Here is a 26,045-nt window from a genome sequence, read left to right as displayed (position 1 = left end):
GTGGGGCGGCCACCCGCGGGTGGCCGCCGTCGGGGCGGTCAAGCCGCCCTGGGCGGTCCGGCCGTGGCCAGCAGATCGCGGTAGGCGCTTTCGGTGGCGGCGGCGACCCTGTCCCAGCTGTAGCGGGTCAGGACGCGCCGTCGGCCCGCTCGGCCGCAGGCGGCGGCCGTCGCGGGGGCGGCGAGAAGTCCGGCGACCGCCTCGGCCAGGGCTGCGGGGTCCCGCGGCGGTACGAGCCGGCCGGTGGCGGGGTCGACGACCGTGTCGCGCTGACCGCCCACGGCGGTGGCCACCACGGGTGTTCCGCAGCTCATGGCCTCCAGGGGCACGATGCCGAAGGGCTCGTAGTCGGCGGGGCACAGGACGAGATCGGCGGCGCGCAGCAGGGCGGGTATCTGTTCGGGCGGCAGGCCGCCGGTGAATCCGACCCTGTCGGGGACTCCCGCCCGGCGGGCCAGGGCCCTCAGACGGCGTATCTCCGGGTCATGGGCCGCCTGGGCGGGCGGCGGCCCGCCCACGATCAGCAGGACGGCATCCGGCAGCAGAGAGAGGGCGGCGAGGGAGACGGCGGCCCCTTTCCGGGGCACCAGCCGGCCGATCTGCACCAGCAGGGCCCGGTCCGCGGGCCGGCGCGCGGTGGGCCCGCCGGGGGTGAAGAGCCGTGGGTCCACGCCGCAGGGCACGACCGTGATCCGGTCCGTGCTCAGGCCCATGGCGGCCAGTTCGGCGACTTCGTCCCGGCAGGTGGCGATGATGCGGTCACAGGCCTCGCCGACCTTCGTCTCCCAGGCGACGCGGTCCGGTGGGCTGGTGTCCGCGTCCTTCTGATGGCGCCGCTTGACGGTCCCGAGCGCGTGGTAGGTGTGCGCGAGCCGCAGTCCGAGGGCCCGGGCGGCCTGCAGCGACGCCACCCCGGACATCCAGAAGTGGGAGTGGACGACATCGGGCGGGGCGATCCGCCACTCGTGTTCCAGGTGGTTTCCGAAGTCGGGCATGTACGGCAGCAGGTCGTCCTTCGGCAGTGGCCGGGCCGGGCCCGCGGGCACATGCCGCACCTCGACGCCCGCGCGGATCGGCACCGTGGCGGGCAGGTCCGGCGCGTCGCGGCGAGTGTAGACGCGGACCCGGTGGCCACGGTCGGCGAGGGCCCCGGCGAGGCGGGCAACGTGTACGTTCTGGCCACCGGCGTCCACTCCGCCGAGCGCGGCGAGGGGGCTGGCGTGCTCCGAGACGAGCGCGATGTCCAGTGACGCGCGGGGGCGGTCGTACTGCGGTGTCATCGGGTCACCTCCGCTATCAGCCGCTCCCAGTCGTCGAGGAAACGCTTGATTCCGTACCGGTCGAGAGCGGCCCGGCGGGCACGCGCCCCGTCCTCGGCCGCGGCGTCCGGGTCGTGCAGGTAGGTACGCGCCGCGCGGGCGAGGACCTCGGGGCGGGTGGAGAGCACTCCCGCGCCGTCCGGTACGGCCTCGACCACCTCGGTGGTGGCCAGGGCCACGACGGGCATGCCCAGGTGCATGGCCTCCAGCAGGGACAGCCCGAGCGAGGTCCAGCGCACGGGGTGCAAATACAGACGGCGGCGTGCCATGGCGGTGTGCAACTCGGCCTGGGGCAGCTCCCAGGTACGACAGAGGCCGCCGGGCAGGGCGAGGTGGCGGGCGAGTCCTCGGGTGGCCATGCCGAAGACGTCGAGCGGAGCGGCCCGGCTGAGCGCGGGCAGCAGGTCGGTGCCGGTGTGGCGGCCCCGCCGTATCGGTTCGTTGACCACGACGGCGGCGCGTTCGCACTCCCCCGTGTAGCGGTGTCCGGGGTCCATGACGCCGTGCTCGACGACGGCGGTGGGGGCGCGTCCGTTGTCCCAGAAGAGCCGGTTGAAGTGGGTGACGTGGACCAGGGTGAGGTCGTCGCGGTCGGCGCACGGGTGGCGGGTGCCGGGAACTCTGCCGTCCGGGGCGTTGTGCTCGACGTAGACGGCGGGCACCTCACGTCCGGGGCGGCGGCCTCCGAGCCAGCGGCGGGCGAGCCCGGGTTCGTGGGGCCGTTGGAGGACGATCAGGTCCACCGGGGTCTTTGTCAGCTCTTCCGGAGTGATCTCGGTGGCCGACTCGGGCCACGGGAAGGTCCGGGCCCGGCCGCGGCCGTCGGGACCACGGCCGGGGAGGACGGGCACCAGGTAGCGGTGGGGGCCTTGCACGAAGGCCGTAGTCCACGAGCCGTGCACATGCCACAGAAGGATGTTCATGCCGTCGCCTCCAGGGGGCGGTCGTCGGCCCGGCCGGTGGCGATCAGCGCGTCCACGGCGGCGAGGACCTCGGCGTCGGTCACGGAGTCCAGGCAGGGGTGGCCCGCTACGGGACAGACGCGGGCGCGGCTGCCCGCGCAGAGGGCGTCCTGACGCCCCAGCAGCCGGTGGGCAACGCGGTAGGGGGCCCAGCGTTCGGCGGGCACCACGGGTGCGAAGAGGCAGACGACCGGGGTGCCGACGGCGCTCGCCAGATGGCAGGGCCCGGTGTTGCCGGTGACCACCGTGTCGGCGCCCGCGAGGACCCCGGCGAGTTCGCCGAATCCGGTCCGCCCGCCGAGGTCCAGGGCGGTTCCGTCGGCGACGTGCGCCGTCAGTTCCGTCTCCGCCGGTCCGCCGGTGACCACCACCCGGTGGCCGGTCTCCCCCAGGGCGGCCACCGCCCGCGCGGCGCGCGCCGGGCTCCAGGCGCGGGCGGGAACGGCGGCGCCGGGGTGGACGACCACATAGGGATCGGTCCCGGTGAGCGGGGCGGTGTCGGGAAGGGAGGTCACGCCCAGCCGCCCCGTGTCACCGGGCGGCAGGGCGAACCCGGCCGCCTCGGCCAGCTCCAGCGCGGCGCGTGCCTCGTGGCGGTGCGCCGCGCGCCGGTGCCGCAGGTCCAGCAGGGTGCCCGGATAGTGCTCGCTGTCCGCCGCGACCCAGGGGACCCCGGCCAGCTTGAGCAGCAGAGCGGCCGGGAGGGGACTTTGATGGTGGGAGCCGAGGATCAGGGCGCGGTCGAAGCGTCGGGCGGCCAGCGAAACGACCAGGGCTTCGGTGGTCTCACGCCGCACCGGTGGGGCATCGAAGCCCACCCATGGCGCATCGTGGACCAGCACCTCGTCGACGCCGGGGAGGAGCCGGGCGGCGGGCTCGCCGAGCGGACCACACAGGATCCCGGTGTGGCGGGAGCCGGCGGCGACGGCACGCACGGCCGGCCCGGCCAGCAGGACGTCTCCGGCGCTGTCGAGCCGTACGACCAGAGTGCGCGGCCCGGCGCCCGGCGGGTTCAAGGGCCGCCTCCCGAGTCATCGCAGCCGCCGAGCAGCGCCCGTACCGCCGTGAGGAGGTCCGGTGCGGTGTGTTCCGCGGCGGCGGTCTCCTCCGGCCGGGTCACCGGGGTGGGGATGAGCACCCCCGTCGCACCGGCCGCTTCTGCCGCGTCGATGTCCGCGCCGATGTCCCCGAGCACCACGGCCGCGCGCGGGCCGACGTCCAGGGCGGCGCAGGCGGCGTGGACGAGCCCCGGGGCGGGTTTGCGGCACCCGCAGCCATCGTCGGGGCCGTGCGGGCACACCGCCCACACGTCAAGGGGGCCGAGCAGTTCCTCGACGCGCCGCCGCACGGCCTCGACCGCGCCGGGGGTGAGCAGTCCGCGAGCGATACCGGACTGGTTGGTGACCACACCGACCGGTATCCCGCGGGCCCGTACGGCGTCGACGGCGGCGCGGGCGGAGGGCATGAGCCGCACCCGGTCCGGATCGCCGTTGTACGGCAGGTCTTCGACCAAGGTGCCGTCGCGGTCGAAGAGGACCGCTGCGGGGCCCGTGCGACGGACACGGGTGCGGGAGCCGTGCGGCTCACCCTGGGTGAACAGCCACGGCCCTTTGCACACGGGCGACGCCTCGGGGGCGTCCACGGTGGACACGGGCCCCGAGTAGCCCGGACATATCGTTATCAAACGATGCAAAGTGCTACGCATGGTCCACCGCCCCCGTAGGCACCGCCGTGCGGTCGAGGCGGGCGGCCGAGCGGTGGCGTATCAGGCCCGCCACCCGGTGCGCGGTGGCCACGGGCGGGATCACGGCACTGGTCAGGGCCATCGTCACGATCTCGGCCCGGGTGCGCGGCCCCGGCAGGACACGGGCCAGGGCGAATTCGGCGGTGCCGGCCAGCCACAGCGCCGCACCGCCCGCGGCCCGCCATCGGCTACCGGTCGCGGCGCCGATCACGGCGGCGGCCCCGGCCGCGGTGATGGCGAGATGGCGGCGCAGACGGCCGCGCGGAGCACCTGCCCGGGCCCACCAGTCGCGCCCGTGGACCCTGGCCATCAGCGCGTCGTCCGCGTTCCCCGCCTGGGTGCGGACCGACACCCAGCGGTCTGCCGGGCGCACGGGATGGGTCGTCCGGCGCGAGCCCGTGGACAGCCCCCATCCGGCCGCCACGATACGCAGCGCGAGGTCGGCGTCCTCGCGGAAGGCGCGAGGGAACCGCTCGTCGAAGCCGCCGACGGCCTCCAGCGCGGCCCGCCGGTACGCCATGTCGGCGGTGATCCAGCGGGCGGTGGCGAGCCCCGCGGTCATGCGCTCCCAGTCCGTGGGCCTGCGGTCATCCGGCAGCGGTACGGCGATCCGGCCCTGGCTGCCCGCGACGCCGGGCCCGGCCGCCGCCAGATCGGCGGCAAGGTCGTCCGCCCAGGTGGGGCCGGGGACGACATCGTCGTCGAGGAAGACGGTCCAGGGTTCGGGGGCGGCAAGCCAGCCGATGTTGCGCGCGGCGGCGGGTCCGGCGGCGCACCCGGGCGTGATCTCCACCAGGGGCGCCAGGTCATCGGGGACCGCGGCGGGCAGCGCCGTGCAGTCGTCCAGCGGCCGGTCGTCGACCAGGACGATGCGCCGCGGCGCCGGCCCTTTGGCGTCGGCGAGGGCGCGCAGGGTCACGGCCAGGCTCGGCCGGCCCAGCGTGGGGATGACCACGGCGTATTCGGGTGCGGCGGTCCGCTCTGCCGCTTCCGTCATGGCGGGCTCCTCCCTCGGCATGTGGTCCGGTAGCGCGGGCAGCCCGCTCAGGTCCCCTTCCGCGGTGCCGTATCGGTCCGGCCGCCCGCGAACAGGGCGCCGCGGCGGATCACGAACGGCCCGATGGCCAGCAGGTCGACGGGGGCGGAGCCGAAGCACTCCAGGGCGTCACGCGGATCGTCGACCATGGGGCGGCCGGAGGTGTTGAGACTGGTGTTGACGACCACGGGCAGCCCGGTACGCCGTTCGAACGCCGTGAGCATGCGGGCCACCAGCGGTTCGGCCGCGGCGTCGACGGTCTGGATGCGGGCCGTACCGTCCACGTGCACCACGGCCGGGATGCGATCACGCCACTCCGGGGCGACACCGTGCACGAACAGCATGTAGGGGCTGGGCAACGGGCCGTCGAAGATCTCGGGCGCGCGCTCGGCCAGCACCATCGGAGCGACCGGCCGGAACTGCTCCCGCCCCTTGACATCGTTGAGCCGCTCCAGGTTTCCGGACCTGCCGGGGTGGGCGAACAGCGAACGGTGGCCGAGCGCCCGCGGCCCGTACTCGGAACGCCCCTGGAACCACGCGACGATCGCGTCGTCCGCGAGCGCCTCGGCGACCGTCTCGGCGACATCGGCCGGACGTTCGAAGGGCACGGCCGCCGTCTTCAGCCACGCCTCCACTTCGGCGTCCGACCACTGGCGTCCCAGGTCCGCGCCGGTCATGGGTCCCGGCCGGTCGCCGGCCTCGGCGGAGAGCAGCAGCGCACCACCCAGCGCGGTGCCCGCGTCACCGGCGGCGGGCTGGACCCAGACCCGGTCGAACTGCCCCTCACGGGCGATGCGCGAGTTGGCCACGCAGTTGAGCGCCACTCCCCCGGCCAGGGTCAACACCCGGTCGTGGGTACGTCCGTGCAGCCAGCGGACCAGGTCCAGCAGCGTCTCCTCCAGACACGCCTGGACGCTCGCGGCCAGGTCGGCGTGTGCCTGTGACCACGCCTGGCCGGAGCGGAGGGCGGGGCACAGACCGGCCCACGGCACACCCGTGGCGTGGAAACCGCCGTCACCGGTGGCGAACACGTAACGGCGCAGCTCGGGGAGCATCCGAGGGGTGCCGTATGAGGCGAGGGCCATGACCTTGTACTCGTCGGAGGAGCGCAGGAAACCCAGGTGTTCGGTGAGTTCCTCGTACACCAGCCCCAGGGAGTGCGGCAGTTCCTGCCCGTACAGCGGTTCCAGCCGGTCGCCGGTACGGCGGGCCGCCAGGTGGGAGGTGGCTTCGCCCCGTCCGTCGAGGACAAGGACGGAGCTGGTCTCGGCGCCGGGCGCGGCGAGGGCGGAGGAGGCGGCGTGGGCCATGTGGTGGGGAACGAAGCGCACGACGTCCGGGTCGAGCCCGGGGAGGGCGGTGTGCAGGAAGCCGGGGGCCTGGCGGGCGTAGGTGAGCCGGAGGTGGTCCCAGGGGTCGTCCAGGCCCATGGTCGCGGCGGGACGGGCCAGGGCCGGGTCGAAGGAGTAGGCGACAGCGTCCAGATCCTGGGGGCGCAGGCCCGCCTGTTCCAGGCACCACACGGCCGCCTTCTCGGGGACTTCCCAGGCGGAGAAGGGAACCGGGCGCTTGCCGTGCTTCCGCCGCGAGAACCGTTCCTCCTCCGCGGCGGCGACGGTGCGTCCGTCGACGACGAGGGCGGCGGCCGGGTCGTGGAAGAGGGCGTTGATGCCGAGGATGCGCATGGGCGGGGCCTTTCCGTGGCTCCGGGGCCGCTGGGGAAACGGGTACGGGGCAGGCGGGACACGGGGCGGGGGCTCAGGCGGCGACCCGCGCGCGGAACCACTCGATGGTGCGGGCCAGCCCCTCGTCGGCGGAGACGGCCGGCGCCCATTGCAGCTTGCCGCGCGCGAGGGTGATGTCCGGGCAGCGGACGGCGGGGTCGTCGGTGGGACGGCCGATGAACTCGACGGTGGAGCGGGACCCGGCCAGCCGGATGATCTTGTGAGCGAGATCCAGCATGGTGATCTCGTCCGCGTTGCCGATGTTCACCGGTCCGCGCAGGTCCGACGCCGCCATCGCCAGAATGCCGCGCACGGTGTCGTCGATGTAGGCGAGGGAGCGCGTCTGCGCACCGTCGCCGGTGACGGTGAGCGGTTCCCCGGCCAGCGCCTGACGGATGAAGGTGGGCACGGCTCGTCCGTCATGGCCGCGCATCCGCGGACCGTAGGTGTTGAAGAGCCGGACGACGGCGGTATCCGTACCGTTGCTTCCCGCCTCCGCGATGGTCAGTGCCTCGCCGAAGCGCTTGGCCTCGTCATAGACGCTGCGCGGCCCCACCGGGTTGACGTTCCCCCAGTAGCGCTCGCTCTGCGGGTGCTGCTGGGGGTCGCCGTACGCTTCGGAGGTCGAGGCCAGCACGAAGCGCGCCCCGTGGCGGCGGGCCAGGGCCAGCGCGTTGCGGGTGCCGAGGCTGCCGGTCTCCAGAGTGTGCAGGGGCAGTCGCAGATAGTCGGCGGGCGAGGCCGGTGACGCGAAGTGCAGGACGAGGTCGGCGGGCCGTTCCACGTCGAAGGGCTCCGTGACGTCCCTGCGCAGCAGGGTGAAACCGGTCCGTCCCCTCAGGTGGGCGACGTTCTCCGGGGTTCCGGTGCAGAAGTCGTCCACACAGGTGACGGTGGCTCCTTGAGCGAGCAGCGACGAGCACAGGTGCGAGCCGACGAACCCGGCCCCGCCGGTGACGACGGCGTGCGCCCAGGAGGGGGCGGAGGCTGCGGAGTCACTGGTCACCATGGCCATTCCCTTCCCTTCACGCATGGGACCCCCGGATACCCGCACGAATGGGACGCAATCAGGACATGACCGATACGCGGACCGCTCGGCCCACCGCTTCCCCGTCCGCACCGATCACGGGACGGGGGCCGGCTCCTCGACGCTCCGGGCCGACCGCGGGGAGGGGGGCGCGGACTCGGGCACGTGGGCGGCCACGGGCTTCGCTCCGGAACGGGGCGCCCTGCGGCGGGTGCGGCACAGCGCGCCCGCCCCGATCACCGCCGCGATGAGCAGCCCGCCGAGGACAAGGGCGCCGCGCGGACCCGCCCACTCCATGAGCAGCCCGAGCAGCGGAGGGCCCACCAGGCCCCAGCCCGTCTGCGCGGTGCGCCACACACCCAGCACCCGTCCGCGCATCCCCGGCGGCGGATCGGTTTGCAGCACCGTGGTCCCGGCCGTGTCGGAGACCGACTCCACGACGGCCATCGGCGCCGTGACCACCAGCAGCACCACCAGGGTGGGCGAGAGCCCGGCGACGACCTGCAAGAGCGCCCCGGCCGCGGCGAACGTGCCGATCAACTGTACGGACGGCCGCTGCATGCGCCCGGCCAGCAGGGCGCCCAGGATGCCGCCGACGGCCAGCACGGTGGCGACGGTCCCGAACTGCTCGTCGCTCCCCGCCAGCGGTCCCGTGACCAGCACCGCCAGCGTCAGCCCGTAGTTGCGTCCGAACATGGCACTCACCGCGGTGACCACCGTGAGGGCGACCAGCCGTGGCCTGCCCATGAAGTAGGCGAGTCCCTCGCGGGCGGCGGCCACGGGCCGTGGCGCCCGCCGGTCGGGTTCGGCCGGGGCGTGTCCGGCCACCGGACGGAGGAAGGGGATGACGGCGGCCACGAAGAGGAAGGACAGCCCGTTGGCCGCGTAGGCCGCGGAGGTGCCGAGCGCCCCCACCGCGACCCCGGCGCATGCCACCCCGATGAGCCGTCCCGCACTGTGCACCACCGAACCCAGGGCGATCGCCGAGGACACGTCCCGGACGGGCACCAGTTCGTTGCCGAGCAGGGCGCACGCCGGTCCCTCCACGGTGGCCACCAGCCCGGTCAGTGCGGAAAGGACCATGAGCGCGGCGACGTCGAGACGGTCGAACGCGACCAGGGCCGCCGTGGTGAAGGCGATGGCCGCCAGCGCCACCTGGCTGACGGCCGCGGTGAGCTTGCGCGGCCAGGCATCCACCGCCGCTCCCCCGGCCAGCCCGAGGAGCAGTCCCGGAGCCGCCTGCACCGCCAGCGAGACACCGGTGGTGGCGGCGGATCCGGTGATGTGCAGCACCAGCAGGTTCTGCACGGTCAGCTGCATCCACGTACCGACGTTCGACACCAGGTTCGCCGCCGACCACCACCGCATGCCACCGTGCCGGAGGCAACGCCAAGGGGAGCGCTTGCTCCGCCCGGACGAGGGCGGTGCGGGACGCTCGGGAGATCGAGGCGCGGGTATCGGAGGCAAGGAGGAGGTCACGCAGGCAGGCCGAGAGTGAGGAGATGAACGGATAAGAAAGCCCCATCAGGGGTCGGCTGACCATGGCGACACCGCTATGGCCCAGCGACCGTCCATGCTCACAGACGAACCCTCCGGGAGAAGACCCCGCCGCCGGTGGCCTTCCTCACACCGGAAAGCACAGGGCCCCGCCCGAAAGCACAGGCCCCGCCCGAAAGCGCCCCTCAGCTCACGTACCGCCGCGCCGTCGAGGTCCGCTGTGTCTCATCCAACAGCCGGAGCCGGTCCTCGATCTCCGCGGGGACGACCCGCCGCTGCGCCAGTGTCCGGGGTGCACCTGCCGCAGCCTGGAGGAATCCGCGCAGGCTCGCCGTGTCCCGGGGGACCGTGCGGGCCAGGAACAGGGTGCGGCGCACGGCGGCGGGAAACGGTCGGCGCAGCCAGGTGAACCAGAGGGTGTTGCGCAGACCCCGTACGCGCCTGGCCACGGGTTCCCGGACCACCGAGGGCGCGTGGTGAGCCGTCATCTCCGGAATGTAGGCGAGCCACCAGCCGCGCACCGCCAGATCGGTGGCGAGCAGCTCCTCTTCGCCGTCCAGCCACAGCCGCGGCGAGAAACCGCCGACACTACGGAAGGCATCGGTCCGCACACAGGTCGCGGCGGCCATGAAGGAGCCGAGAGCCGGGCCCGGCAGCCACGGCGGCCCCGGTACGGGTGAGGAGCGCAGCTCCGCCACGATCGGGTCCTCGGTGCCGGCGGGCTCCACGAGGACGCGGGCCGTGGCAGTGGCGAGGAGCGGATGGCGGTCCAACCGGTCCACGGCGGTTTCCAGGGAGCCGGGCTCCCACCACGAGTCGTCGTCGCAGAAGGCGGTGTACGGGGTGCGCACCTCCCTGACGGCCACGTTCCGGCCGAGTGCCGCGAGGTTGCGGCGGAGGCGCAGCAGCCGTACGCCGCCGTGCAGACGGGCTACCGCGTCGGCGGTCCCGTCGGTGGAACCGTTGTCGGCCACGATCACGGGCGGCCGTTCGGGCAGCTCCGCCAGCCGGTCGAGCGTATGCAGCAGCTCGGCGCACCGGTTGTGGGTGATGACGACCACGGTGATGCGATCGCCGGTCATGGCCCGCTCCTCGCGTCGCTCGTACGCTCTCGCCGGCCCTCGGGCCACGCGGCCGTCGAGAGCACTCGCGCCAGCCCCGCCGTCCCGTCGTCCCGGGTGTCATGGAAACGCGCACCCAGGAACTCCTGCCGGCGCCGCTCGGCGAGATTCCGGCCGTCGCCCAGGCACCAGGACCACCACCGGTCGAGTTCGGCGCGGACGCACTGGCCGGCGCCCAGCGTCGCGGGCCAGGAGAGGGCCCGGGCCTGCGCCGATACCTTCGCCCCACCGGCGACGGGGTCGACGGCCAGCGCCGGAACACCCGCCCGCAGTGCCAGTACGAGCCCGTGCAGACGGTCGGTGACCACCAGGTCCAGCCGGCTCACCACCGACTCGAACTGCCCCGCCGTCGTACACAGCCGCCAGTCATGCGCGTCGAGCCGAGTGGTCAGCTCCAGACATGCGCAGTCCTTGGCCGCCAGCCACCGGGTCAGCGTGGCTGCCACCTCGGCGTGGCGCCGCGCGCCCGCGTACTCCCCCTGCCCGTGGGTGAGGACCACCCCGACGACCGGGGCACCGGGGCCGGTGGGAGCGGCGGCGGCCAGGTCCCGTAGCGGACGGACACCGCCGGGGGCGTCACGGGACAGGACGTGGTGGAAGCCGGTGACAGCCGGGGCGGAGCCATCGATCACGGACGTGCCGACGGCGATACGCACACAGGAGGGAAAGCTCCGGTGCAGTTCCTCGACCTGGGGCCCGTGCGCGGGGCCGCAGAGGAAGACCAGATGGGTATAGAGGTTTCCGGCCGCCTCGGACAGGTCCAGGGCGTCGGGCCGGTAGCCCGCGCTCCAGGCCACGTCGTACGGGATTCCGAGGTGATCCAGGCAGGCTCGGACCCGTCGCAGCGCGAGCGCGTCGCCCGCGGTGACCTCACCGTCCAGGAAGCTGAACCAGCCGGTGAGCAACACTCTCCCGGGCTTCGCCGCCTCGTCCTCGATGGCCATCCAGCCTCCCGCCGCCTCGTACTCGACCGGGGTGGTGATGGGTGGCATTCAGCGCGTGCGCACTTCCCTCCGCCCACCATTGCCTGTCCTCACCGCCGGGCTACTTGCCCTTGAAGACGGCCTTCTGCACCTCGTCCGGGCCTTCGAAACGACCCTTCTTCAGATGCGCCAGTTGGTCGACCAGTTGCCGGTCCGCACCGTTGTCCTTGGCCCGCTCGACCAGGGAGTCGCGGTCGGCCGGATAGTTCGCGTCCTTCAGGGCCTTCTGGAGGTCTGTGGGGTTGGGCTTGGCCACGGCGCATCCTTCCCTTCGCACTTCTCGGGTTGCGCTGCCTCCACCGGCACGGCACTCGATCCGCCGTGCCTTGTGCCGCCGGGTAACCCGCCCCCACGGGAGCCAACCAGCCATAGCCACCCAATTGCCATGTACTGACGAAATGAGCCACATAGGCGCTCCGGCCGACATCCGGACGTAGGGAAGACCCCGCGACAGCTCGGAGCAGGCCCTGGCCGCGCTGCTGCTGCTATGGGAGGTCAGGGACCGGCTGGCGTGGCGAGCCGCCAGGCCGCCGAGCGTCGTCACCTGCGCGTACGCCCCGGACCCCCCGGCGCCACCGGCGAGCAGCGCATACAGGCCACCCGCGACCGCCGCTCCGCCGACCACACCGTCACGACCTCGCGGACCGCGTCGAGAGCCTGCTCGCGGGCGCCCGAGGCAGTGCGCACGAAACCCTGCCGGGCACGTCCGTAACTGTGTGCGACGAGGGTGCGGGCACCGGGCAGGACGTCACCGCCCTGCTCACGATCCGGTCCGAGTCCTCCGCCTTCCGCCTTCACTACCCGGATGACCCCCCGTGTCCGGGCCGGCATCCGGACCAGGCGGCGGAAGGCGTCCCGCCGGCCGCCTCCCGTGGCCCGCCCCACCTCGTCGAAGAGGTTGCGGATCCCGCCGTGCTGACGCATCAGGAGCGCCACCACATCGTCCAGGCCGTCGGCGGCGTGGCGCTGAGCGTCATCGGTCACGATGTCCTCCGGAGGACGCCGAGGAGATCGAAGAGCGGGGTGTGCCCTGGTCCCTGTGGAACGCCTCCAAGGCAGTGCCCGGCTTCTCGGGCCAGGTCTTCGCCATGGGGGGCGGATGCCGAGGAGGCCGTTCGTCTGCTGGCACTGCCCCGCGAACGCCGCCATGCCGAAGTCCTCGACGTGATCCGTTCGCTCGCGCTGCCTTCTCGGTGTGCGACGCCCCGGGGGCCGACGTGATCTACGAACCGCACAACGACACCCTGTACTGGGCCGGCGTGATCACTGATCAAGTCGACTTCTCTCGCGATTCAGGCAAAGAGATCGCGGCGGAGATGCTCGAACGGCTCCCCAAGGAGGACCGGTCCCGTGCCGGTTGAGGGTGGTGCGGGCGGGTCATGAGGCATCACGATCCCGGCCATTGGACCGGTCACAACCTCAGGCGGTACGGCATCCTGCAGACGACCGCATCGGTGCGCGCCTGGAGGACCGCGGCCAGCAGCAGGCCGCGCTGGTTCTGGAGAAGCGCGTAGCGCCGGTGCCGGGGCTCGACCTCAGGGATGAGCACGGCGACCTCGCGGCCGGTCCCCGTCTCGCGCCGCACGTAGCCGACCATCGGCTGCACCAAAGAGCGGTGCGGACTGTCGAGGATCTCCAGACGCACCCCGGGATTCCAGCGCTCCCAGGCGTCCCGCAGCGCCAGCGCCTTCTCGGGCTCGGCCTGGACGCTGACCGCCACGACTTCGTCGCCCAGGGCCAGCGCCGCCGTCAGCGCACGCTGCGCGAGCCTGCTGACCTCGCCGACTGGGACGATGACCAGGCTCATGGTGTGCGCCGGCGGGGGCGGGATCCGTCCGAGCCCCAGTTCCTCGCCGACCGCCGTGTAGTACCGCTGGATGCGGGTGAACAGCAGCATCAGCAGCGGCACCGCGACCATGACCAGCCAGGCCCCTTCGAGGAACTTGGTGGTCAGCAGGACCAGCCCGGCCACGGTCGTCAGCACGGCCCCCAGACCGTTGATCACGGCCCGGCGCAGCCACCCTTCGGGCTGCTCGGTCGCCCAGTGGCGTACCAGGCCGACCTGGCTGATGGTGAAGCCGGTGAACACCCCGATGGCGAACAGCGGGATCAGCCGGTGGGTCTCGGCCCCGACCGCGATGAGCAGCAGCGCCGACAACACCGCCAGCGCCACCACCCCGTACCGGTACACCGGCCGCTCGGAGCGCAGCCCGAACAGGTGGGGCAGCCGGTTGTCCCGCGCCAGCACGCTCATCAGGACGGGGAGACCGCCGAAGCTGGTGTTCGCGGCGAGCGCGAGGACGAGGGTGACGATGAAGCTGGTGGCGTAGTACTCCCATCCGGTTCCGTACGCGCCGGCGGCGAGCTGGGCGAGGACCGTCACACCGCCGCGCGGCGCCACCTGGTCGCGGCGGATGAGATACGCCATCCCGAGCAGCATCGCGCCGAGCAGCACGCCCAGCATCAGCTCGGTGTGCTGGGCCCGCTTGACGTGCGGCTCACGGAACATCGGCACGCCGTTGGCGATGGCCTCCACACCGGTCAGGGCGGAGCAGCCCGAGGAGAACGCCTTGAGGATGAGCAGGGCGCCCAGCGACTCGGTGGCCCGGACGGAGTGGGCGGTGCCGACGACGGCCGCGGGGTGCGAGCGCAGGATCCCCATGACGACGATGCCGAGCATGCTGACGATGAACAGCACGGTCGGCAGCATCAGCACCCGGGCGCTCTCGGCCACTCCCCACAGATTCACCGTGGTGAGCAGGACGAGCAGCACCAGGCAGACGGCGAGCAGATGTGTGGAGAGGGCCGGAAAGGCGGAGGCGAGGCTGGCGGCGCCGGCGGCCAGGCTGACGGCGACGGTGAGGACGTAGTCGACGATCAGGGCCGCTGCGGCGAGCAGGCTCACCCGTGGCCCGAGGCTCTTCTTCGCCACCGCGTAGGCGCCGCCTCCGTCCGGATGGACGGCGATCACCTGGCAGTAGGAGATCACCAGCACGGTGAGCAGAATGACGATGACCACGGTGATGGGCAGCGTGGCGGTCAGCGCCCCGGTTCCGGCGGCGATCAGGACGACCACGATGGCCTCGGGGCCGTACGCGACCGAGCTCAGCGCATCCAGGGAGAGCGCGGCCAGCCCCTCAAGGCTGGTGAGCCGGTGTTTGTCGCCCTCCCCGTGGCGCAGCGGTACCCGGGGCCGTTCCTTGCGGTGTGCCAGTCCGAACGCCATGGGTAACCTCGGGGCGGGATATCGGGGGCGTTGGGCGACAGTGTGCCCCGCCGTGGCGCCCGGCCATCCGAGGCGTGCCCGAACCGCCGCCAGTTCTCCGCCGCTCCCCCGGCTCCCCTGGGCCGACGGAGTGTTCCTGGCGGCGCTCCCCGAGTGTCGCCGTCGGGGCGCGGCCCGCGGCCCTAGCATGAGCTGGCGTGGGCACCGGCCTGTCGACAGGAGAGCGGGCCGCGCGATTGGTTCCCGCGGGCCCGTGCGGTCGCGCGTCCGGCGAGCGAGGGTGGCGCTGACGAGGCGCGCCGGGTTGCCGCCCAGCGCCGGACGACTGGAGGTTGGTGACCATGACGGTGATGTCCGTGCCCAGGTTCGAGCGGTTCTTCCGGGCGGCGGCGGGGCTTGACGTCGACAAGAACGACCTCAAGCGCTATAGCGACTTCGTGAACGACAAACTCTACGATCTGCTGCTCATCGCCGAGGCGACCGCGAAGGCCAACACCCGGGACGTGATCCTGCCGTGGGACCTGCCGATCACCAAGGGGCTGCAGGAGAGCATCCACCGCTTCCGCGCCCTCGACCAGGAGATCGAGCTGAAGCCCATCCTCGACCAGCTCACCGCCCATCCGGCCCTGGACCGCATGCCCGACGCCGACACCGAGGCAAGGTATCCCGAGATCATCGGCGGGCTCAGCCTCGCGCTGGCCCAGACGTTCAAGATCGTCTACCCGGACCTGAAGAACCCCCAGACCCAGCACTGGGAGAGCGTCGGGCGGCTCTTCGATCTCCTGCTGTGACACCTGGCTGGTGCTGGGCCCTCCGCGGCTAGGCCGGGATGACGGTGGCCAGGTCGGCGGGCAGCCGGCCCCGAAGGTCGTGCCATTCGCCCTCGCTGATGTGGCGCTGCAGGGTTTCCAGGACGGTGTGGACGAGCTGCTCGGTGTCGCCCTGGATCGAGTACGGGAAGTCGTGCCGGATCCGCCGGTAGAACTCCTCGCTGTGCATCTTCACCGGCGTCTCCGCGGGTTTCCAGCCGTCGTAGTAGATGCCGCGCACCAGGAGCGGGAGCTGTGCGCCGAACTGGACGGCCTCGTCCACCGTCAGCCGGTCCCGCAGGTGGTGCAGGACCGCGCGCAGGGCGGCGTAGGACTGTTTACGGCGCTCCTTGGGCCAGCCGTACGCCTCCTCGATCTCCTTGAGGAGCCGGTTGGTCTTGTCGACCGTCGTGTCGAACGCGGGAAAGCCTGTCGCAACCATCGTGTTCGTCCTTCCGGTGCCCGCGGCGGCCGCCCGGCGAAGCGGGGGCCGCCGCGGGGAGGAGAGAGCCGGTTCGCGGCCGGCAGGCGCGCAGCCTCAGCGGCCGCCCTGCGACTGCTGCGACTGCTGCGGCTGTTGCGGCTGTTGCGGCTGTTGTTGCCGCTGGGATTCCTGCTGCCGCTGGGATTCCTGCTGCCGCTGGCTTTCGCCTTGAACGCTCTCGGTGATCTCTATATGGCGGGGCTTGGCGGTCTCCGCCTTCGGAACGGTGATCGTGAGGACGCCCTCGGACATGGTCGCCTTGACGCCCTCGGTGTTCACCTCGCTCGGGAGCAGCAGCCGGTACTCGAACCGGCCGGTGCGGCGGCCGCCGCGGCGCAGGACGCCCTTGCGCTCCCGTTCCTTGATCTCCCCGGTGACGGTCAGCTCTTGGCCGTTGACCTCGAGGTCGATGTCCTGGCGCTTGACGCCGGGGAGTTCGAGTTCGATGTGGTATGCCTCGTCGCCTTCGGTCACATCGGCGGCGGGCGTCCACGTCGCCAGACCGGGCGTCGGCGCTCCGCCGACCGTGGATTCGAGCAGACCGCCCATCTGGTTGAGCAGATCGTCGAATTCCGCCAGCGGATTGGGCGCCCACACCCGGGGTCGGTCCATCGCGCCTTGGCGCTGCTGTTGCTGTCGTCGGACGGGTGTGCTCATTATCCTTCACCTCCGGTCATGTGTAACGGATGCGTGCGGGTCACCGCCCGGCGCGGCGGACCGGCCGGACGGAGCTTGGATGTCACCGTTGGGGCGAGTGGGGTCGGCGCTGGTGTGGCCGAGGTGGTCATGGACGTGGTGGATGGCCATCGCCCCCTCGCCGGCTGCCGAGGCCACGCGCTTGACCGAGCCGCTGCGCACGTCACCGGCGGCGAAGACCCCCGGCAGCGTGGTCTCCAGGCTCAGACAGCCGCGGCTCTGGCCCTCCCAGACGCCGGCGCCCGACCGGGCCTCGGCCTCGGCGCCGGTGAGCACGAAGCCCCGGTCGTCCAGGGCCAGGACGTCGGCGAGCCAGTCGGTGCACGGCTTGGCCCCGATGAAGACGAACAGCGCGCGGGCGTCCACAGTGCGGCGCTCCCCGGTGCGGGTCTGCTCCACCACGATCGACCGCAGGACGTCATCGCCCCGTACCTCACGGATCTCGGTGTCCAGCGCCACGCTCACCCGGGGATGGCGCTCGATCTGGTCGACCAGATAGCGGGACATCCGGGCACCCAGGTCCGAGCCCCTGATCAGCAGATGCACCCGGGGCACCCGCTCGGCGAGGAAGAGCGCCGCCTGGCCCGCGGAGTTGCCGCCGCCGACCACGGCGACGGGGTCCGCGCCGCACTGCTGCGCCTCGTAAACAGTAGCCGCGTAGTAGACGCTCGCCCCCTCCAGCCGCTCGATCCCGGGGACCTCCAGCCTGCGGTACCGGGCGCCGGTGGCCAGGACGACGGTACGGCCCAGCGCCTCGCTGCCGTCGGCGAAGGCGACGCGGTAGTGGCCGTCGCCAGGTTCCAGGGACGTCGCCTCGGCCGGGATCCGCACCTGCGCCCCGAACTTGCGCGCCTGCAGCACACCCCGCTCGGCCAGTTCGGAGCCGGAGATCCCCGTCGGGAAGCCGAAGTAGTTCTCGATCAGGGACGAGGTGCCGGCCTGACCGCCGGTGGCGATCGCGTCCACGACCGTGGTGGTCAGCCCGTCGGAGGAGCCGTACACGGCGGCGGCGATCCCGGCCGGGCCGGAGCCGACGACCAGCAGATCGTATTGGCCGCGGTCGGGGGCCGGTGGGGAGAGGCCGATGAGCCGGGCCAGTTCGGCGTTGTCGGGGTTGCGCAGCACCTGGTGCTCACGCCAGATGACGATCGGGGTTTCCTCCGGGCTGATGGAGAAGCGGCGCAGCAGCGCCTCGGCCTCTTTGTCCGTCTCCAGGTCGATCCAGCGGTGCGGCAGCCGGTTGCGGGCTGCGAACTCGCGCAGCCGCCGGGTGTCGGGCGAGTAGCGCGAGCCGAGGATGCGGAACCCGGCGCCGGTCCCGACCAGCAGGGCGCGGCGGCCCAGATAGGCGCGGAGGATGAGGTCGCCGAGGACGGGGTCGCGGGCGACCAGCACCCGCAGCCGGTCCACCGGGAGGGCCAGCACCTCCCCGGCCTGGCGGGAGCGGGCGGTGTAGAAGGCCACCTGTCCCTGGAGCAGACCCAGTTCGCCGAGGAAGCGCCCCGGGCCGTGCACCCTCAGGAGCCGCTCGTCCGGGGTGCCGTAATCCTCGATGATCGCGATCGAGCCGCTGAGGATGACATAGAAGTCCGTGCACTGGTCGCCCTCGCGGATGAGCACCTGGCCGGGCACCACCGGATGGCGGGTACCGTGCCCGGCCAGGAACGTGATCTGCTCGTCCGTCAGCCGCGGATACGCGCCGTAAATATCCGGGGTCTCGTCCGGTACCGCTCCCTCGGGTGCGGTGTCCGCGGACCTGTCCTCGCTCGTCATCAGGCCATGGCCTCGTGGGCGTAGCACCACCGCCAGGTCTCGCCCGGTTCCAGGGGCTCGACGATGGGGTGCTGGTCGGCGTACGCGTGCGCACGGGCGTGCTTGAGGGGCGAGGAGTCGCAGCACCCGACGTGTCCGCAGGTCAGACAGAGCCGCAGATGGACCCAGGGGGACCCCAGGCGCAGGCACTCCTCGCACCCCTCGGGGCTGCGCGGGGTGACCGGACGCACCATCGCCAGGTGCGGATCGGGCTCGATGGCCATGGCGTTCACCCTTCCTTGCTGTCGCGGCCCGTCATCACCTGCTCGATCCACGAACGCAGGGCGCCCGCGGGCGCCGCGCCCGCGCGGCGGGCGACCAGCTCCCCCTTGTCCAGGATGAGCAGGGTCGGCACGGCCTGCACCTCGAACCGCTGGGCGAGCCGGGGATTGCGGTCGATATCGACCTTGACGAGCTTGATCTCTCCGGCGAGTTCCCGGGCCACCTGCTCCAGCGCGGGGCTGACCATGCGGCACGGCCCGCACCAGGTGGCCCACAGGTCGACGACGACGAGGGGGTCGGCCTGCTCGGCGACCTCGGTGAAGTCCCGCTCCTCGGCGTCCACGATCCACGGCAGCGGGTTCTTGCAGTTGCCGCACCGCGGACGGCCCTCCGCCGCAGTGGGCACCTTGTTGGTCTTCCCACAGGTGGGGCAGGTGATGGTCGAAGCCTTGATGGTCTGGCTGGGCATGGTTCTCACGCGGCCTTTCCGAGTCCTGCGGTCTCGGGTTGTGGTTCGTAGGTGACGACGAGTTCGCCGTGTTGGGCGTCGACTTTGACGGTGGCGCCTTCGTCGATGTCGCCGCGGAGCAGGGCGCGGCCGATGAGGGTTTCCACTTCGTGGGAGATGAAGCGGCGTAGTGGGCGGGCTCCGTAGACGGGGTCGTAGCCTTCGTGGGCGATGACCTGGCGGCCGGCGGGGGTGAGTTCGACGGCGATGAGGCGTTCGGCCAGGCGTTTGCGCAGTTCGTCGAGTTGGAGTTCCACGATGCGTTCGATCTGGGGTTCGCCCAGGGGTTTGAACAGAACGATGTCATCGACCCGGTTGAGGAATTCGGGGCGGAAGTGGCCGCGCAGTTCGCTCATCACCAGGCCCCGGGCGTCCGGCTTGAGCTCGCCGTCGGTGGTGACGCCGTCCAGGAGGTGCATCGAGCCGATGTTGGAGGTCATGATGATCACGGTGTTGCGGAAGTCGACCAGCCGTCCCTGGGCGTCGGTGATCCGGCCGTCGTCCAGGACCTGCAGCAGGGTGTTGAAGACATCGGTGTGGGCCTTCTCGATCTCGTCGAAGAGGACGACCGAGTACGGTTTGCGCCGCACCGCCTCGGTGAGCTGGCCGCCCTCCTCGTAGCCGATGTATCCGGGCGGGGCGCCGACCAGGCGGCTGACGGTGTGCCGTTCCTGGTATTCGCTCATGTCCAGGCGGATCATGTTCTCCTCGGTGTCGAAGAGGGCTGCGGCCAGTGCCTTGGCCAGCTCGGTCTTCCCGACGCCGGTGGGGCCGAGGAAGATGAACGAGCCGATCGGGCGGCGTGGGTCGCGGATGCCCGAGCGGGCCCGGATGATGGCGTCGGAGACCAGCTTGACGGCCTCGTCCTGGCCGATGACGCGCTCCTGGAGGATCTCGTCCAGGCGCAGCAGTTTCTCCCGTTCGCCTTCCTGCAGGCGGGAGACGGGGATGCCGGTCCAGGCGGAGACGATGTCGGAGATCTCCTCCTCGGTGACCACCTCGCGCAGCAGCCGGTGCGCGCCCTGTTTGGCGGCCAGTTGTTCCTCCTCGGCGGCCAGTTTGCGCTGAAGCTCCTGGAGTCTGCCGTAGCGGAGTTCGGCGGCGCGGTTGAGGTCGTAGGCGCGTTCGGCCTCCTCGGCCTCGCGGCGGACCTCTTCCAGCTCCCGGCGCAGGTCCTGGACCCGGCGGATGGACTGCCGTTCGGCCTCCCACTGGGCGTGTTTGGCATCCGCCTCGGCCCGCAGATCCGCCAGTTCCCGGCGCAGTTCCTCCAGGCGCTGGGCGCTGGCGGGGTCGCTCTCCTTGGAGAGCGCGGCTTCCTCGATCTCCAGCCGGGTGACCCGGCGGGTGATCTCATCCAGTTCGGCGGGCATGGAGTCGATCTCGGTCCGCAGTCTGGCGCATGCCTCATCGACCAGGTCGATGGCCTTGTCGGGCAGGAACCGGTCGCTGATGTAGCGGTGACTGAGGGTGGCGGCGGAGACCAGGGCGGTGTCCTGGATCTTGACGCCGTGGAAGACCTCGAGACGCTCACGCAGGCCCCGCAGGATGGAGATGGTGTCCTCCACACTCGGCTCGTCCACCAGCACCATCTGGAAGCGGCGTTCCAGCGCGGCGTCCTTCTCGATGTGTTTGCGGTACTCGTCCAGGGTGGTGGCGCCGATCATGTGCAGCTCGCCGCGGGCCAGCATCGGCTTGAGCATGTTCCCGGCGTCCATGGCACCCTCGGCGGCCCCGGCGCCGACCACGGTGTGCAGCTCGTCCACGAACAGCAGGATCCGGCCCTGGGCGGAGTTGACCTCGGTGAGCACGGCCTTGAGCCGCTCCTCGAACTCCCCGCGGTACTTCGCGCCGGCCACCAGGGAGCCCATGTCCAGGGCGAAGATCGTCTTGTCCCGCAGCCCCTCGGGGACGTCACCGCGCACGATACGCTGCGCCAGGCCCTCGACGATGGCGGTCTTGCCGACGCCGGGATCGCCGATGAGCACCGGATTGTTCTTCGTCTTGCGGCTGAGGATCTGCGTCACCCGGCGGATCTCCGCATCCCGGCCGATCACCGGGTCCAGCTTGCCCGAACGGGCCTCCAGCACCAGATCCCGCCCGTACTTCTCCAGCGCCTCATACGCCACCTCCGGATTGGCGGACGTCACCCGCTGACTGCCGCGGACCCGGGTCAGAGCACCCAGGAACGCCTCCTTGGTGACGCCGTGCTCCCCCAGCACCCGCCCGGCCGCGGTGGCCGAACCCTCCTCGGCGAGGGCGAGCACCAGGTGCTCCACCGACACGTACTCATCCTTCAGCCGCCGCGCCTCCTGTTCGGCGGTATCCAGCAGTTGGGACAGCCGCTGGGTGACGAAGACCTGCCCCGGCGTGGCTCCGGGGCCGGTGACCTTGGGTTTACGGGCCACCTCCGTCTCCAGCATGGTGCGCACCGCCTCCGGATCGGCGCCCAACTGGCCGATCAGCCGGGGCACCAGCCCCTCGGGCTGGTCCAGGAGAGCCAGCAGCAGATGCTCGCCGTCGACCTCGCTATGGCCGTACCGCTGAGCCCTGGTCTGCGCGTCCTGGAGGGCTTCCTGGGACTTCTGGGTGAGGCGGTTCATGTCCATGACGGTTCTCCACTCCTCACGCCACTACGGCGCAGTGCGGCTTCCAGCAGATCGATACGGTCGAGCAGATCCAGCACCAGACCGATGGAGGCGTAATTCAGGCAGAGCCCCGAACGCAGCCGCTCCACACGGCCCACCGCCGCCGGAGCACCAGGAGCGAACACCAGCCGCCCCGCCGCATCACGCTCCGCCTCCACCAGACCGAGGACGACAAAACGCCGGATCAGCTCGGGATGGAGCCCGGTACGAGTAGCCACCGTCTCCAGGGAGAGCCTGGGCGCGGGCACCAGGTCGTAATGAACCGACGTCACGGGCGCATACCGGGCCGCCGTGACCATCCCGGGTGTGTGCGTGCTCATCGCTCACTCCCCCGTGTGTGCGTGCTCCCAGGTGTGGGAGTGCTCCCGGGGGTGGGAGTGCTCCCGGGTGTGTGCGTGCTCCCGGGTGTGGGGGTGCTCCCGGGGGTGGGGGTGCTCCCGGGGGTGGGGGTGCTCCCGGGTGTGGGAGTGCTCCCGGGGGTGGGGGTGCGCCCGGGGGTGGCCGTGACGGTCCCTCGTGCGTGGGTGGTCATTGCTCGCTCCTGGGGTCGAAGGAGGAGGTGCGGCCCAGTTCCTCGAACAGCTCGCGCTCGCGGTCGCTGAGGCTGGGCGGCACCATGATGCGGATCTCCGCGAACAGATCACCGTCGGGTCCGCGCGGGTTGGGCATGCCCTCACCGCGCAGCCGCAGCCGGCGTCCGCTGGAGGACCCGGGCGGGACCGTCACCTTGGCAGTACCGCCGGGCGTGGGCACCGGGACGGTCGCGCCCAGCGCGGCCTCCCACGGCGCGACCGGGAGCGTCACATGAATGTTCCGGCCCTCCAGCCGGAACCGCGGATGCGGCTGGATCCGCACCCGCAGATACAGATCCCCCGCCGGCGCGTCACCCGTGCCCCGCCCGCCCTGCCCGGCCAGCCGGATCCGCTGCCCATCGACCACACCCGCCGGGACATCCACCTCGAACGTGCGCTGCCCCGACGGCCCGGCCAGGGTCACGACACGGTGACCACCATGGAAGGCGTCCTCCACGGTGAGCGGCAGCTCCGCCTCCTGATCGGCCCCCGGAATATCCACCCGCCCCCCACCCCCGCCCGGGCCCGCACCACCGCCGAAGAACGCGCCGAACAGATCCTCGAAATCCACACCCCCGCCCCCGGCGTCCTCCCCGAAACCACGCGTGAACCGCACCCGCCCCCCGTCCCCGGCAGTCGTCCACCCACGGAAACCACCACCACCGGCACCAGCACCGGCGCCGGCGCCGACACGCTCCTCCCAGTCCTCCGGGATCTTGCGCCAGTCATCACCGAACCGGTCATAACGAGCCCGCGTCTTGGGGTCGGAGAGCACGCTGTAGGCGTCGTTGAGCTCCTTGAACCGCTCCTCCGCGTCCGGATCCTTGTTCACAACGGGGTGAAGGCGACGGGCCCGGGTGCGGAACGCCTGCTGGATCTCATCCTGGCTCGCACCCCGTGAGACACCGAGCACCTCGTAGTAATCCCGTGCCATCGCCGTCTCACTCCCGCTTCGCCACGGCCACCGCCACCGGCCTGAGCTGGTTGCCGGGATCCCCGTAGCCCGGCCGCAGGACCTGGACCACCGTGCCCGGCTCGGCCTCGGGGTCCTCGACCACACCGACCACCTCATGCCGGGCCGGATCGAACGCCTCCCCCGTCTCGCCCCGCCGCTCGTAACCCAACTGGGCCAGAGTGTTCACGGCCTGATCACGGACGGCCCTGACACCCTCCACGATCGAACCCGGGTCGGACTCGGCATGGGACAGAGCGAGTTCAAGATTGTCGATGACGGGCAGCAGAGCCGCCGCCGTACGGGCCCGCTCCGCCGCCCGCTCCCGCTCCACCTCCCTGACATGACGCTTACGCAGATTCTCCACATCCGCCAGAGCCCGCCGCCAGCGGTCCTCCAACTCCGCCAGCGCGCCAGCCTGCTCACCGGACGCCGTGTCGGAGCCGGTGCCGGCGGGGCCGCCGGCCGCATCCGGACCCGGTCCCTCCCCGCCCCTCCCGCGCGCGTCCACGCCACCCGGCGCGGGCAGACCCTGCTCCTGCCCCTGCCCCTGCCCCTGCTCCTGCCCTGGCTCCGGCTCGGTCACGGCACCCTCCGGCACCGGTTCGGGCTGCTGCGGTTGAGTGGACATAAGCGGCCTCTCCATCAGCCTTCGTCGAATGAGCCTCTGGCCGAATACGCCTTTGCGGTGCCGTACCGGTCAGCCCTTGTCGAACTCGGCGTCGATGACATCCTCATCGTCCCCACCCCCGCCCCCGGCCCCGGCCCCGGTGTCCTGGGCACCGCCCGCCCCACCGGCCGCCCCACCGGCACCCGCGCCCGCATCGGCGCCGGCCGTCTCGTGGGAGGCCAGGCCCGCGTAGACCTGCTGGAGCTCGGAGATCAGCGGCCTGGTCCGGTCGACACCGGCCTCGTTCCTGACCGCCTCACGGGCATCGTTGACCAGCATCTCGGCACGCGACCGCTCATGCGAGGGCACCGCATCACCCAGCTCGGAAAGACGCTTCTCGACCTGGTAGGCGATGGCGTCCAGCTCGTTGCGCGCGTCCACGGCCTCGCGCAGCGCCTGATCCTCACCACGATTGCGCTCGGCCTCCTGCACCATGCGCTCGATCTCACCGCGGTCCAGATTGCCGGTCTCCGTGATCTGGATCGACTGCTCCTTCCCCGTGTCCTGGTCACGCGCGGTGACACTCAAGATGCCATTCGCATCGATATCGAAGGTCACCTCGACCTGCGGCTCGCCCCGCGGCGCCGGACGGATACCAGTGAGCTGGAAACGCCCGAGCACCCGGTTGTCAGCAGCCCGCTCACGCTCCCCCTGCAGGATCACGATGTCCACGGCCTGCTGATTGTCCTCAGCCGTGGAGAACGTCTCCGTACGCCGCACCGGAATCGTGGTGTTCCGCTCAATGATCTTCGTCATCACACCACCACGGGTCTCCACACCCAGCGACAGCGGGGTGACATCCAGCAGCAGCACATCCTTGACCTCGCCCTTGAGCACCCCCGCCTGGATCGCGGCACCCAGGGCCACGACCTCGTCGGGGTTGACGCTCATATTGGGCTCCTTGCCGCCGGTCAGCCGGCGGACCAGGGCCTGTACGGCGGGGATCCGGGTCGATCCGCCGACCAGGATCACCTCGTCGATGTCGTTCTCGCCGGCGTTGGCGTCGGCCATGGCCTGCTGGACCGGGCCCAGGCAGCGCTCCACCAGATCGGAGGTGATCTGCTCGAACGTGGACCGCATGACGGTTTCGGTCAGATGCTTCGGACCGGAGGCGTCCGCGGTGATGAACGGCAGACTGACCTGCGTCTGCGTCACCGAACTCAGCTCCGTCTTGGCCTTCTCCGCAGCCTCGAACAACCGCTGCAGCGCCTGCGGATCCTGACGCAGATCGATGCCGTTCTCCTGCTGGAACTTATCCGCCAGATGATCCACCAGCCGCCGGTCGAAATCATCCCCGCCCAGATGACTGTCGCCCGCGGTGGAGCGCACCTCCACCACCCCGTCCCCGACATCGAGGATCGACACATCGAAGGTGCCGCCACCCAGATCGAAGACCAGAACCGTCTCATGACCCTTCTTGTCCAGCCCGTAGGCCAGGGCGGCCGCGGTCGGCTCGTTGATGATCCGCAGCACCTTCAGCCCGGCGATCTCACCGGCATCCTTGGTGGCACTGCGCTGAGCATCATTGAAGTACGCCGGCACCGTGATGACTGCCTCGGTCACCCGCTCACCCAGCTGCTTCCCCGCGTCGTCGGCCAGCTTGCGCAGCACCTGCGCACTGATCTCCTCCGGCGAATACAGCTTGTCGCGGACCTTGAACCGGGCCAGGCCGTGCTCGTCGGGGACCACGTCGTAGGCGACCGCCTTGGCCTCGTCCGAAACCTCGTCGTAGTGCCGGCCGATGAACCGCTTGGCCGAGTAGATGGTGCCCTTCGGATTGAGAATCGCCTGGCGCCGGGCCAACTGCCCCACCAGCCGTTCACCGGTATCAGTGAACGCCACCACCGACGGTGTGGTACGGCTCCCCTCGGCGTTCGCAACGACCGAGGACTCACCACCCTCCCACACGGCGATCACCGAGTTGGTGGTGCCCAGATCGATTCCGACTGCCTTGGCCATGGCAACTCCTTCCCAGGCGGCCGCCAGCCACAATCAGCGCCCGGCCGGCCGCGGGAGCGGGATCGGTTAACGAG

At 71.6% G+C, this 26,045-nt stretch carries 24 protein-coding genes and 1 pseudogene; 3 read left to right on the top strand and 22 right to left on the bottom strand.

Annotated features, from left to right (window positions below; all coding sequences use genetic code 11):
• Positions 1-38: 38 nt before the first annotated feature.
• The 11 genes from STRVI_RS15610 to STRVI_RS15560 form a co-directional block, all read right to left on the bottom strand.
• Positions 39-1,280 carry a glycosyltransferase gene (locus STRVI_RS15610; RefSeq protein WP_014056621.1) on the bottom strand — a complete coding sequence of 414 codons (1,242 nt, stop codon included), beginning with the start codon at positions 1,278-1,280 and terminating at the stop codon, positions 39-41.
• Entirely contained in the window at positions 1,277-2,242 is a 966-nt protein-coding gene (locus STRVI_RS15605; RefSeq protein WP_014056620.1) for a glycosyltransferase, read from the bottom strand. The genes STRVI_RS15610 and STRVI_RS15605 overlap by 4 nt, the downstream gene beginning before the upstream one ends.
• Positions 2,239-3,297, bottom strand: coding sequence for a glycosyltransferase family 9 protein (locus STRVI_RS15600; RefSeq protein ID WP_014056619.1), 1,059 nt, complete (start codon positions 3,295-3,297; stop codon positions 2,239-2,241). Before STRVI_RS15600 ends, STRVI_RS15605 begins: the two co-directional genes overlap by 4 nt.
• Complete coding sequence (locus STRVI_RS15595) at positions 3,294-3,986, bottom strand: D-glycero-alpha-D-manno-heptose-1,7-bisphosphate 7-phosphatase (protein ID WP_014056618.1); 693 nt, start codon at positions 3,984-3,986, stop codon at positions 3,294-3,296. The genes STRVI_RS15600 and STRVI_RS15595 overlap by 4 nt, the downstream gene beginning before the upstream one ends.
• Positions 3,979-5,022 carry a glycosyltransferase family 2 protein gene (locus STRVI_RS15590; protein WP_014056617.1) on the bottom strand — a complete coding sequence of 348 codons (1,044 nt, stop codon included), beginning with the start codon at positions 5,020-5,022 and terminating at the stop codon, positions 3,979-3,981. The genes STRVI_RS15595 and STRVI_RS15590 overlap by 8 nt, the downstream gene beginning before the upstream one ends.
• A gap of 47 nt (positions 5,023-5,069) precedes the next feature.
• Positions 5,070-6,746 (bottom strand): carbamoyltransferase family protein, encoded by a 1,677-nt coding sequence (locus STRVI_RS15585; RefSeq protein ID WP_014056616.1) that lies wholly within the window; start codon positions 6,744-6,746, stop codon positions 5,070-5,072.
• Between the two features lie 73 nt (positions 6,747-6,819).
• Entirely contained in the window at positions 6,820-7,794 is a 975-nt protein-coding gene (locus tag STRVI_RS15580; protein WP_043238856.1) for an NAD-dependent epimerase/dehydratase family protein, read from the bottom strand.
• A 114-nt stretch (positions 7,795-7,908) separates the two neighbouring features.
• Positions 7,909-9,279 carry an MFS transporter gene (locus STRVI_RS15575; protein ID WP_014056614.1) on the bottom strand — a complete coding sequence of 457 codons (1,371 nt, stop codon included), beginning with the start codon at positions 9,277-9,279 and terminating at the stop codon, positions 7,909-7,911.
• Between the two features lie 215 nt (positions 9,280-9,494).
• Complete coding sequence (locus tag STRVI_RS15570; protein ID WP_014056613.1) at positions 9,495-10,391, bottom strand: glycosyltransferase family 2 protein; 897 nt, start codon at positions 10,389-10,391, stop codon at positions 9,495-9,497.
• Positions 10,388-11,374, bottom strand: coding sequence for a polysaccharide pyruvyl transferase family protein (locus STRVI_RS15565; RefSeq protein WP_014056612.1), 987 nt, complete (start codon positions 11,372-11,374; stop codon positions 10,388-10,390). Before STRVI_RS15565 ends, STRVI_RS15570 begins: the two co-directional genes overlap by 4 nt.
• Positions 11,375-11,474: 100 nt before the next feature.
• Complete coding sequence (locus STRVI_RS15560) at positions 11,475-11,669, bottom strand: DUF2795 domain-containing protein (RefSeq protein WP_014056611.1); 195 nt, start codon at positions 11,667-11,669, stop codon at positions 11,475-11,477.
• 246 nt (positions 11,670-11,915) lie between these two features.
• On the opposite strand from STRVI_RS15560, the pseudogene STRVI_RS54295 reads away from it, so the two are divergent.
• Together STRVI_RS54295 and STRVI_RS52655 are read left to right on the top strand one after the other, a co-directional pair.
• A pseudogene (locus tag STRVI_RS54295) lies at positions 11,916-12,047 on the top strand (type III effector protein); the annotation flags it as partial.
• Between the two features lie 583 nt (positions 12,048-12,630).
• Positions 12,631-12,774, top strand: a complete 144-nt coding sequence (locus STRVI_RS52655) for a hypothetical protein (protein ID WP_167543204.1) — start codon at positions 12,631-12,633, stop codon at positions 12,772-12,774.
• 50 nt (positions 12,775-12,824) lie between these two features.
• On the opposite strand, the gene STRVI_RS15550 is transcribed toward STRVI_RS52655, so the two are convergent.
• Positions 12,825-14,639 carry an APC family permease gene (locus tag STRVI_RS15550; RefSeq protein ID WP_014056608.1) on the bottom strand — a complete coding sequence of 605 codons (1,815 nt, stop codon included), beginning with the start codon at positions 14,637-14,639 and terminating at the stop codon, positions 12,825-12,827.
• Between the two features lie 341 nt (positions 14,640-14,980).
• On the opposite strand from STRVI_RS15550, the gene STRVI_RS15545 reads away from it, so the two are divergent.
• Positions 14,981-15,430 (top strand): DUF1931 family protein, encoded by a 450-nt coding sequence (locus STRVI_RS15545; RefSeq protein WP_014056607.1) that lies wholly within the window; start codon positions 14,981-14,983, stop codon positions 15,428-15,430.
• Positions 15,431-15,458: 28 nt separating this feature from the next.
• On the opposite strand, the gene STRVI_RS15540 is transcribed toward STRVI_RS15545, so the two are convergent.
• The 10 genes from STRVI_RS15540 to dnaK form a co-directional block, all read right to left on the bottom strand.
• Positions 15,459-15,890 carry a DUF2267 domain-containing protein gene (locus STRVI_RS15540; RefSeq protein WP_014056606.1) on the bottom strand — a complete coding sequence of 144 codons (432 nt, stop codon included), beginning with the start codon at positions 15,888-15,890 and terminating at the stop codon, positions 15,459-15,461.
• A gap of 96 nt (positions 15,891-15,986) precedes the next feature.
• The gene (locus STRVI_RS15535) at positions 15,987-16,589 is read right to left on the bottom strand and encodes an Hsp20/alpha crystallin family protein (protein ID WP_014056605.1); all 603 of its coding nucleotides are present in this window, start codon (positions 16,587-16,589) and stop codon (positions 15,987-15,989) included.
• Positions 16,590-16,595: 6 nt separating this feature from the next.
• Positions 16,596-18,401: an FAD-dependent oxidoreductase gene (locus STRVI_RS15530; RefSeq protein WP_014056604.1), complete on the bottom strand. Its 1,806-nt coding sequence runs from the start codon at positions 18,399-18,401 to the stop codon at positions 16,596-16,598.
• Complete coding sequence (locus STRVI_RS15525; RefSeq protein ID WP_014056603.1) at positions 18,401-18,664, bottom strand: UBP-type zinc finger domain-containing protein; 264 nt, start codon at positions 18,662-18,664, stop codon at positions 18,401-18,403. The genes STRVI_RS15530 and STRVI_RS15525 overlap by 1 nt, the downstream gene beginning before the upstream one ends.
• 5 nt (positions 18,665-18,669) lie before the next feature.
• Positions 18,670-19,131 (bottom strand): thioredoxin, encoded by a 462-nt coding sequence (trxA, locus tag STRVI_RS15520; protein ID WP_014056602.1) that lies wholly within the window; start codon positions 19,129-19,131, stop codon positions 18,670-18,672.
• 5 nt (positions 19,132-19,136) lie between these two features.
• Positions 19,137-21,779, bottom strand: coding sequence for an ATP-dependent chaperone ClpB (gene clpB / locus STRVI_RS15515; protein ID WP_014056601.1), 2,643 nt, complete (start codon positions 21,777-21,779; stop codon positions 19,137-19,139).
• Positions 21,770-22,138 carry a chaperone modulator CbpM gene (locus STRVI_RS15510; protein ID WP_014056600.1) on the bottom strand — a complete coding sequence of 123 codons (369 nt, stop codon included), beginning with the start codon at positions 22,136-22,138 and terminating at the stop codon, positions 21,770-21,772. Before STRVI_RS15510 ends, clpB begins: the two co-directional genes overlap by 10 nt.
• Positions 22,139-22,346: 208 nt before the next feature.
• Complete coding sequence (locus STRVI_RS15505; protein WP_014056599.1) at positions 22,347-23,324, bottom strand: DnaJ C-terminal domain-containing protein; 978 nt, start codon at positions 23,322-23,324, stop codon at positions 22,347-22,349.
• Between the two features lie 7 nt (positions 23,325-23,331).
• Positions 23,332-23,973 (bottom strand): nucleotide exchange factor GrpE, encoded by a 642-nt coding sequence (locus STRVI_RS15500; RefSeq protein WP_014056598.1) that lies wholly within the window; start codon positions 23,971-23,973, stop codon positions 23,332-23,334.
• A 69-nt stretch (positions 23,974-24,042) separates the two neighbouring features.
• Positions 24,043-25,971 (bottom strand): molecular chaperone DnaK, encoded by a 1,929-nt coding sequence (dnaK, locus tag STRVI_RS15495; RefSeq protein WP_014056597.1) that lies wholly within the window; start codon positions 25,969-25,971, stop codon positions 24,043-24,045.
• Positions 25,972-26,045 lie beyond the last annotated feature (74 nt).

Origin of the sequence: Streptomyces violaceusniger Tu 4113 (assembly GCF_000147815.2) — a bacterium.
GTDB lineage: Bacteria > Actinomycetota > Actinomycetes > Streptomycetales > Streptomycetaceae > Streptomyces > Streptomyces violaceusniger_A.
This window is presented reverse-complemented; position numbering and strand designations above follow the sequence as displayed.

Excerpts from the sequence above, each read along its gene's own strand:
- STRVI_RS15610 (WP_014056621.1), bottom strand. The coding sequence starts at position 1,280 with ATGACACCGCAGTACGACCGCCCCCGCGCGTCACTGGACATCGCGCTC.
- STRVI_RS15605 (WP_014056620.1), bottom strand. The coding sequence starts at position 2,242 with ATGAACATCCTTCTGTGGCATGTGCACGGCTCGTGGACTACGGCCTTC.
- STRVI_RS15595 (WP_014056618.1), bottom strand. The coding sequence starts at position 3,986 with ATGCGTAGCACTTTGCATCGTTTGATAACGATATGTCCGGGCTACTCG.
- STRVI_RS15590 (WP_014056617.1), bottom strand. The coding sequence starts at position 5,022 with ATGACGGAAGCGGCAGAGCGGACCGCCGCACCCGAATACGCCGTGGTC.
- STRVI_RS15585 (WP_014056616.1), bottom strand. The coding sequence starts at position 6,746 with ATGCGCATCCTCGGCATCAACGCCCTCTTCCACGACCCGGCCGCCGCC.
- STRVI_RS15580 (WP_043238856.1), bottom strand. The coding sequence starts at position 7,794 with ATGGTGACCAGTGACTCCGCAGCCTCCGCCCCCTCCTGGGCGCACGCC.
- STRVI_RS15570 (WP_014056613.1), bottom strand. The coding sequence starts at position 10,391 with ATGACCGGCGATCGCATCACCGTGGTCGTCATCACCCACAACCGGTGC.
- STRVI_RS15565 (WP_014056612.1), bottom strand. The coding sequence starts at position 11,374 with ATGGCCATCGAGGACGAGGCGGCGAAGCCCGGGAGAGTGTTGCTCACC.
- STRVI_RS15550 (WP_014056608.1), bottom strand. The coding sequence starts at position 14,639 with ATGGCGTTCGGACTGGCACACCGCAAGGAACGGCCCCGGGTACCGCTG.
- STRVI_RS15545 (WP_014056607.1), top strand. The coding sequence starts at position 14,981 with ATGACGGTGATGTCCGTGCCCAGGTTCGAGCGGTTCTTCCGGGCGGCG.
- STRVI_RS15540 (WP_014056606.1), bottom strand. The coding sequence starts at position 15,890 with ATGGTTGCGACAGGCTTTCCCGCGTTCGACACGACGGTCGACAAGACC.
- STRVI_RS15535 (WP_014056605.1), bottom strand. The coding sequence starts at position 16,589 with ATGAGCACACCCGTCCGACGACAGCAACAGCAGCGCCAAGGCGCGATG.
- STRVI_RS15530 (WP_014056604.1), bottom strand. The coding sequence starts at position 18,401 with ATGACGAGCGAGGACAGGTCCGCGGACACCGCACCCGAGGGAGCGGTA.
- STRVI_RS15525 (WP_014056603.1), bottom strand. The coding sequence starts at position 18,664 with ATGGCCATCGAGCCCGATCCGCACCTGGCGATGGTGCGTCCGGTCACC.
- trxA (WP_014056602.1), bottom strand. The coding sequence starts at position 19,131 with ATGCCCAGCCAGACCATCAAGGCTTCGACCATCACCTGCCCCACCTGT.
- clpB (WP_014056601.1), bottom strand. The coding sequence starts at position 21,779 with ATGGACATGAACCGCCTCACCCAGAAGTCCCAGGAAGCCCTCCAGGAC.
- STRVI_RS15510 (WP_014056600.1), bottom strand. The coding sequence starts at position 22,138 with ATGAGCACGCACACACCCGGGATGGTCACGGCGGCCCGGTATGCGCCC.
- STRVI_RS15505 (WP_014056599.1), bottom strand. The coding sequence starts at position 23,324 with ATGGCACGGGATTACTACGAGGTGCTCGGTGTCTCACGGGGTGCGAGC.
- STRVI_RS15500 (WP_014056598.1), bottom strand. The coding sequence starts at position 23,973 with ATGTCCACTCAACCGCAGCAGCCCGAACCGGTGCCGGAGGGTGCCGTG.
- dnaK (WP_014056597.1), bottom strand. The coding sequence starts at position 25,971 with ATGGCCAAGGCAGTCGGAATCGATCTGGGCACCACCAACTCGGTGATC.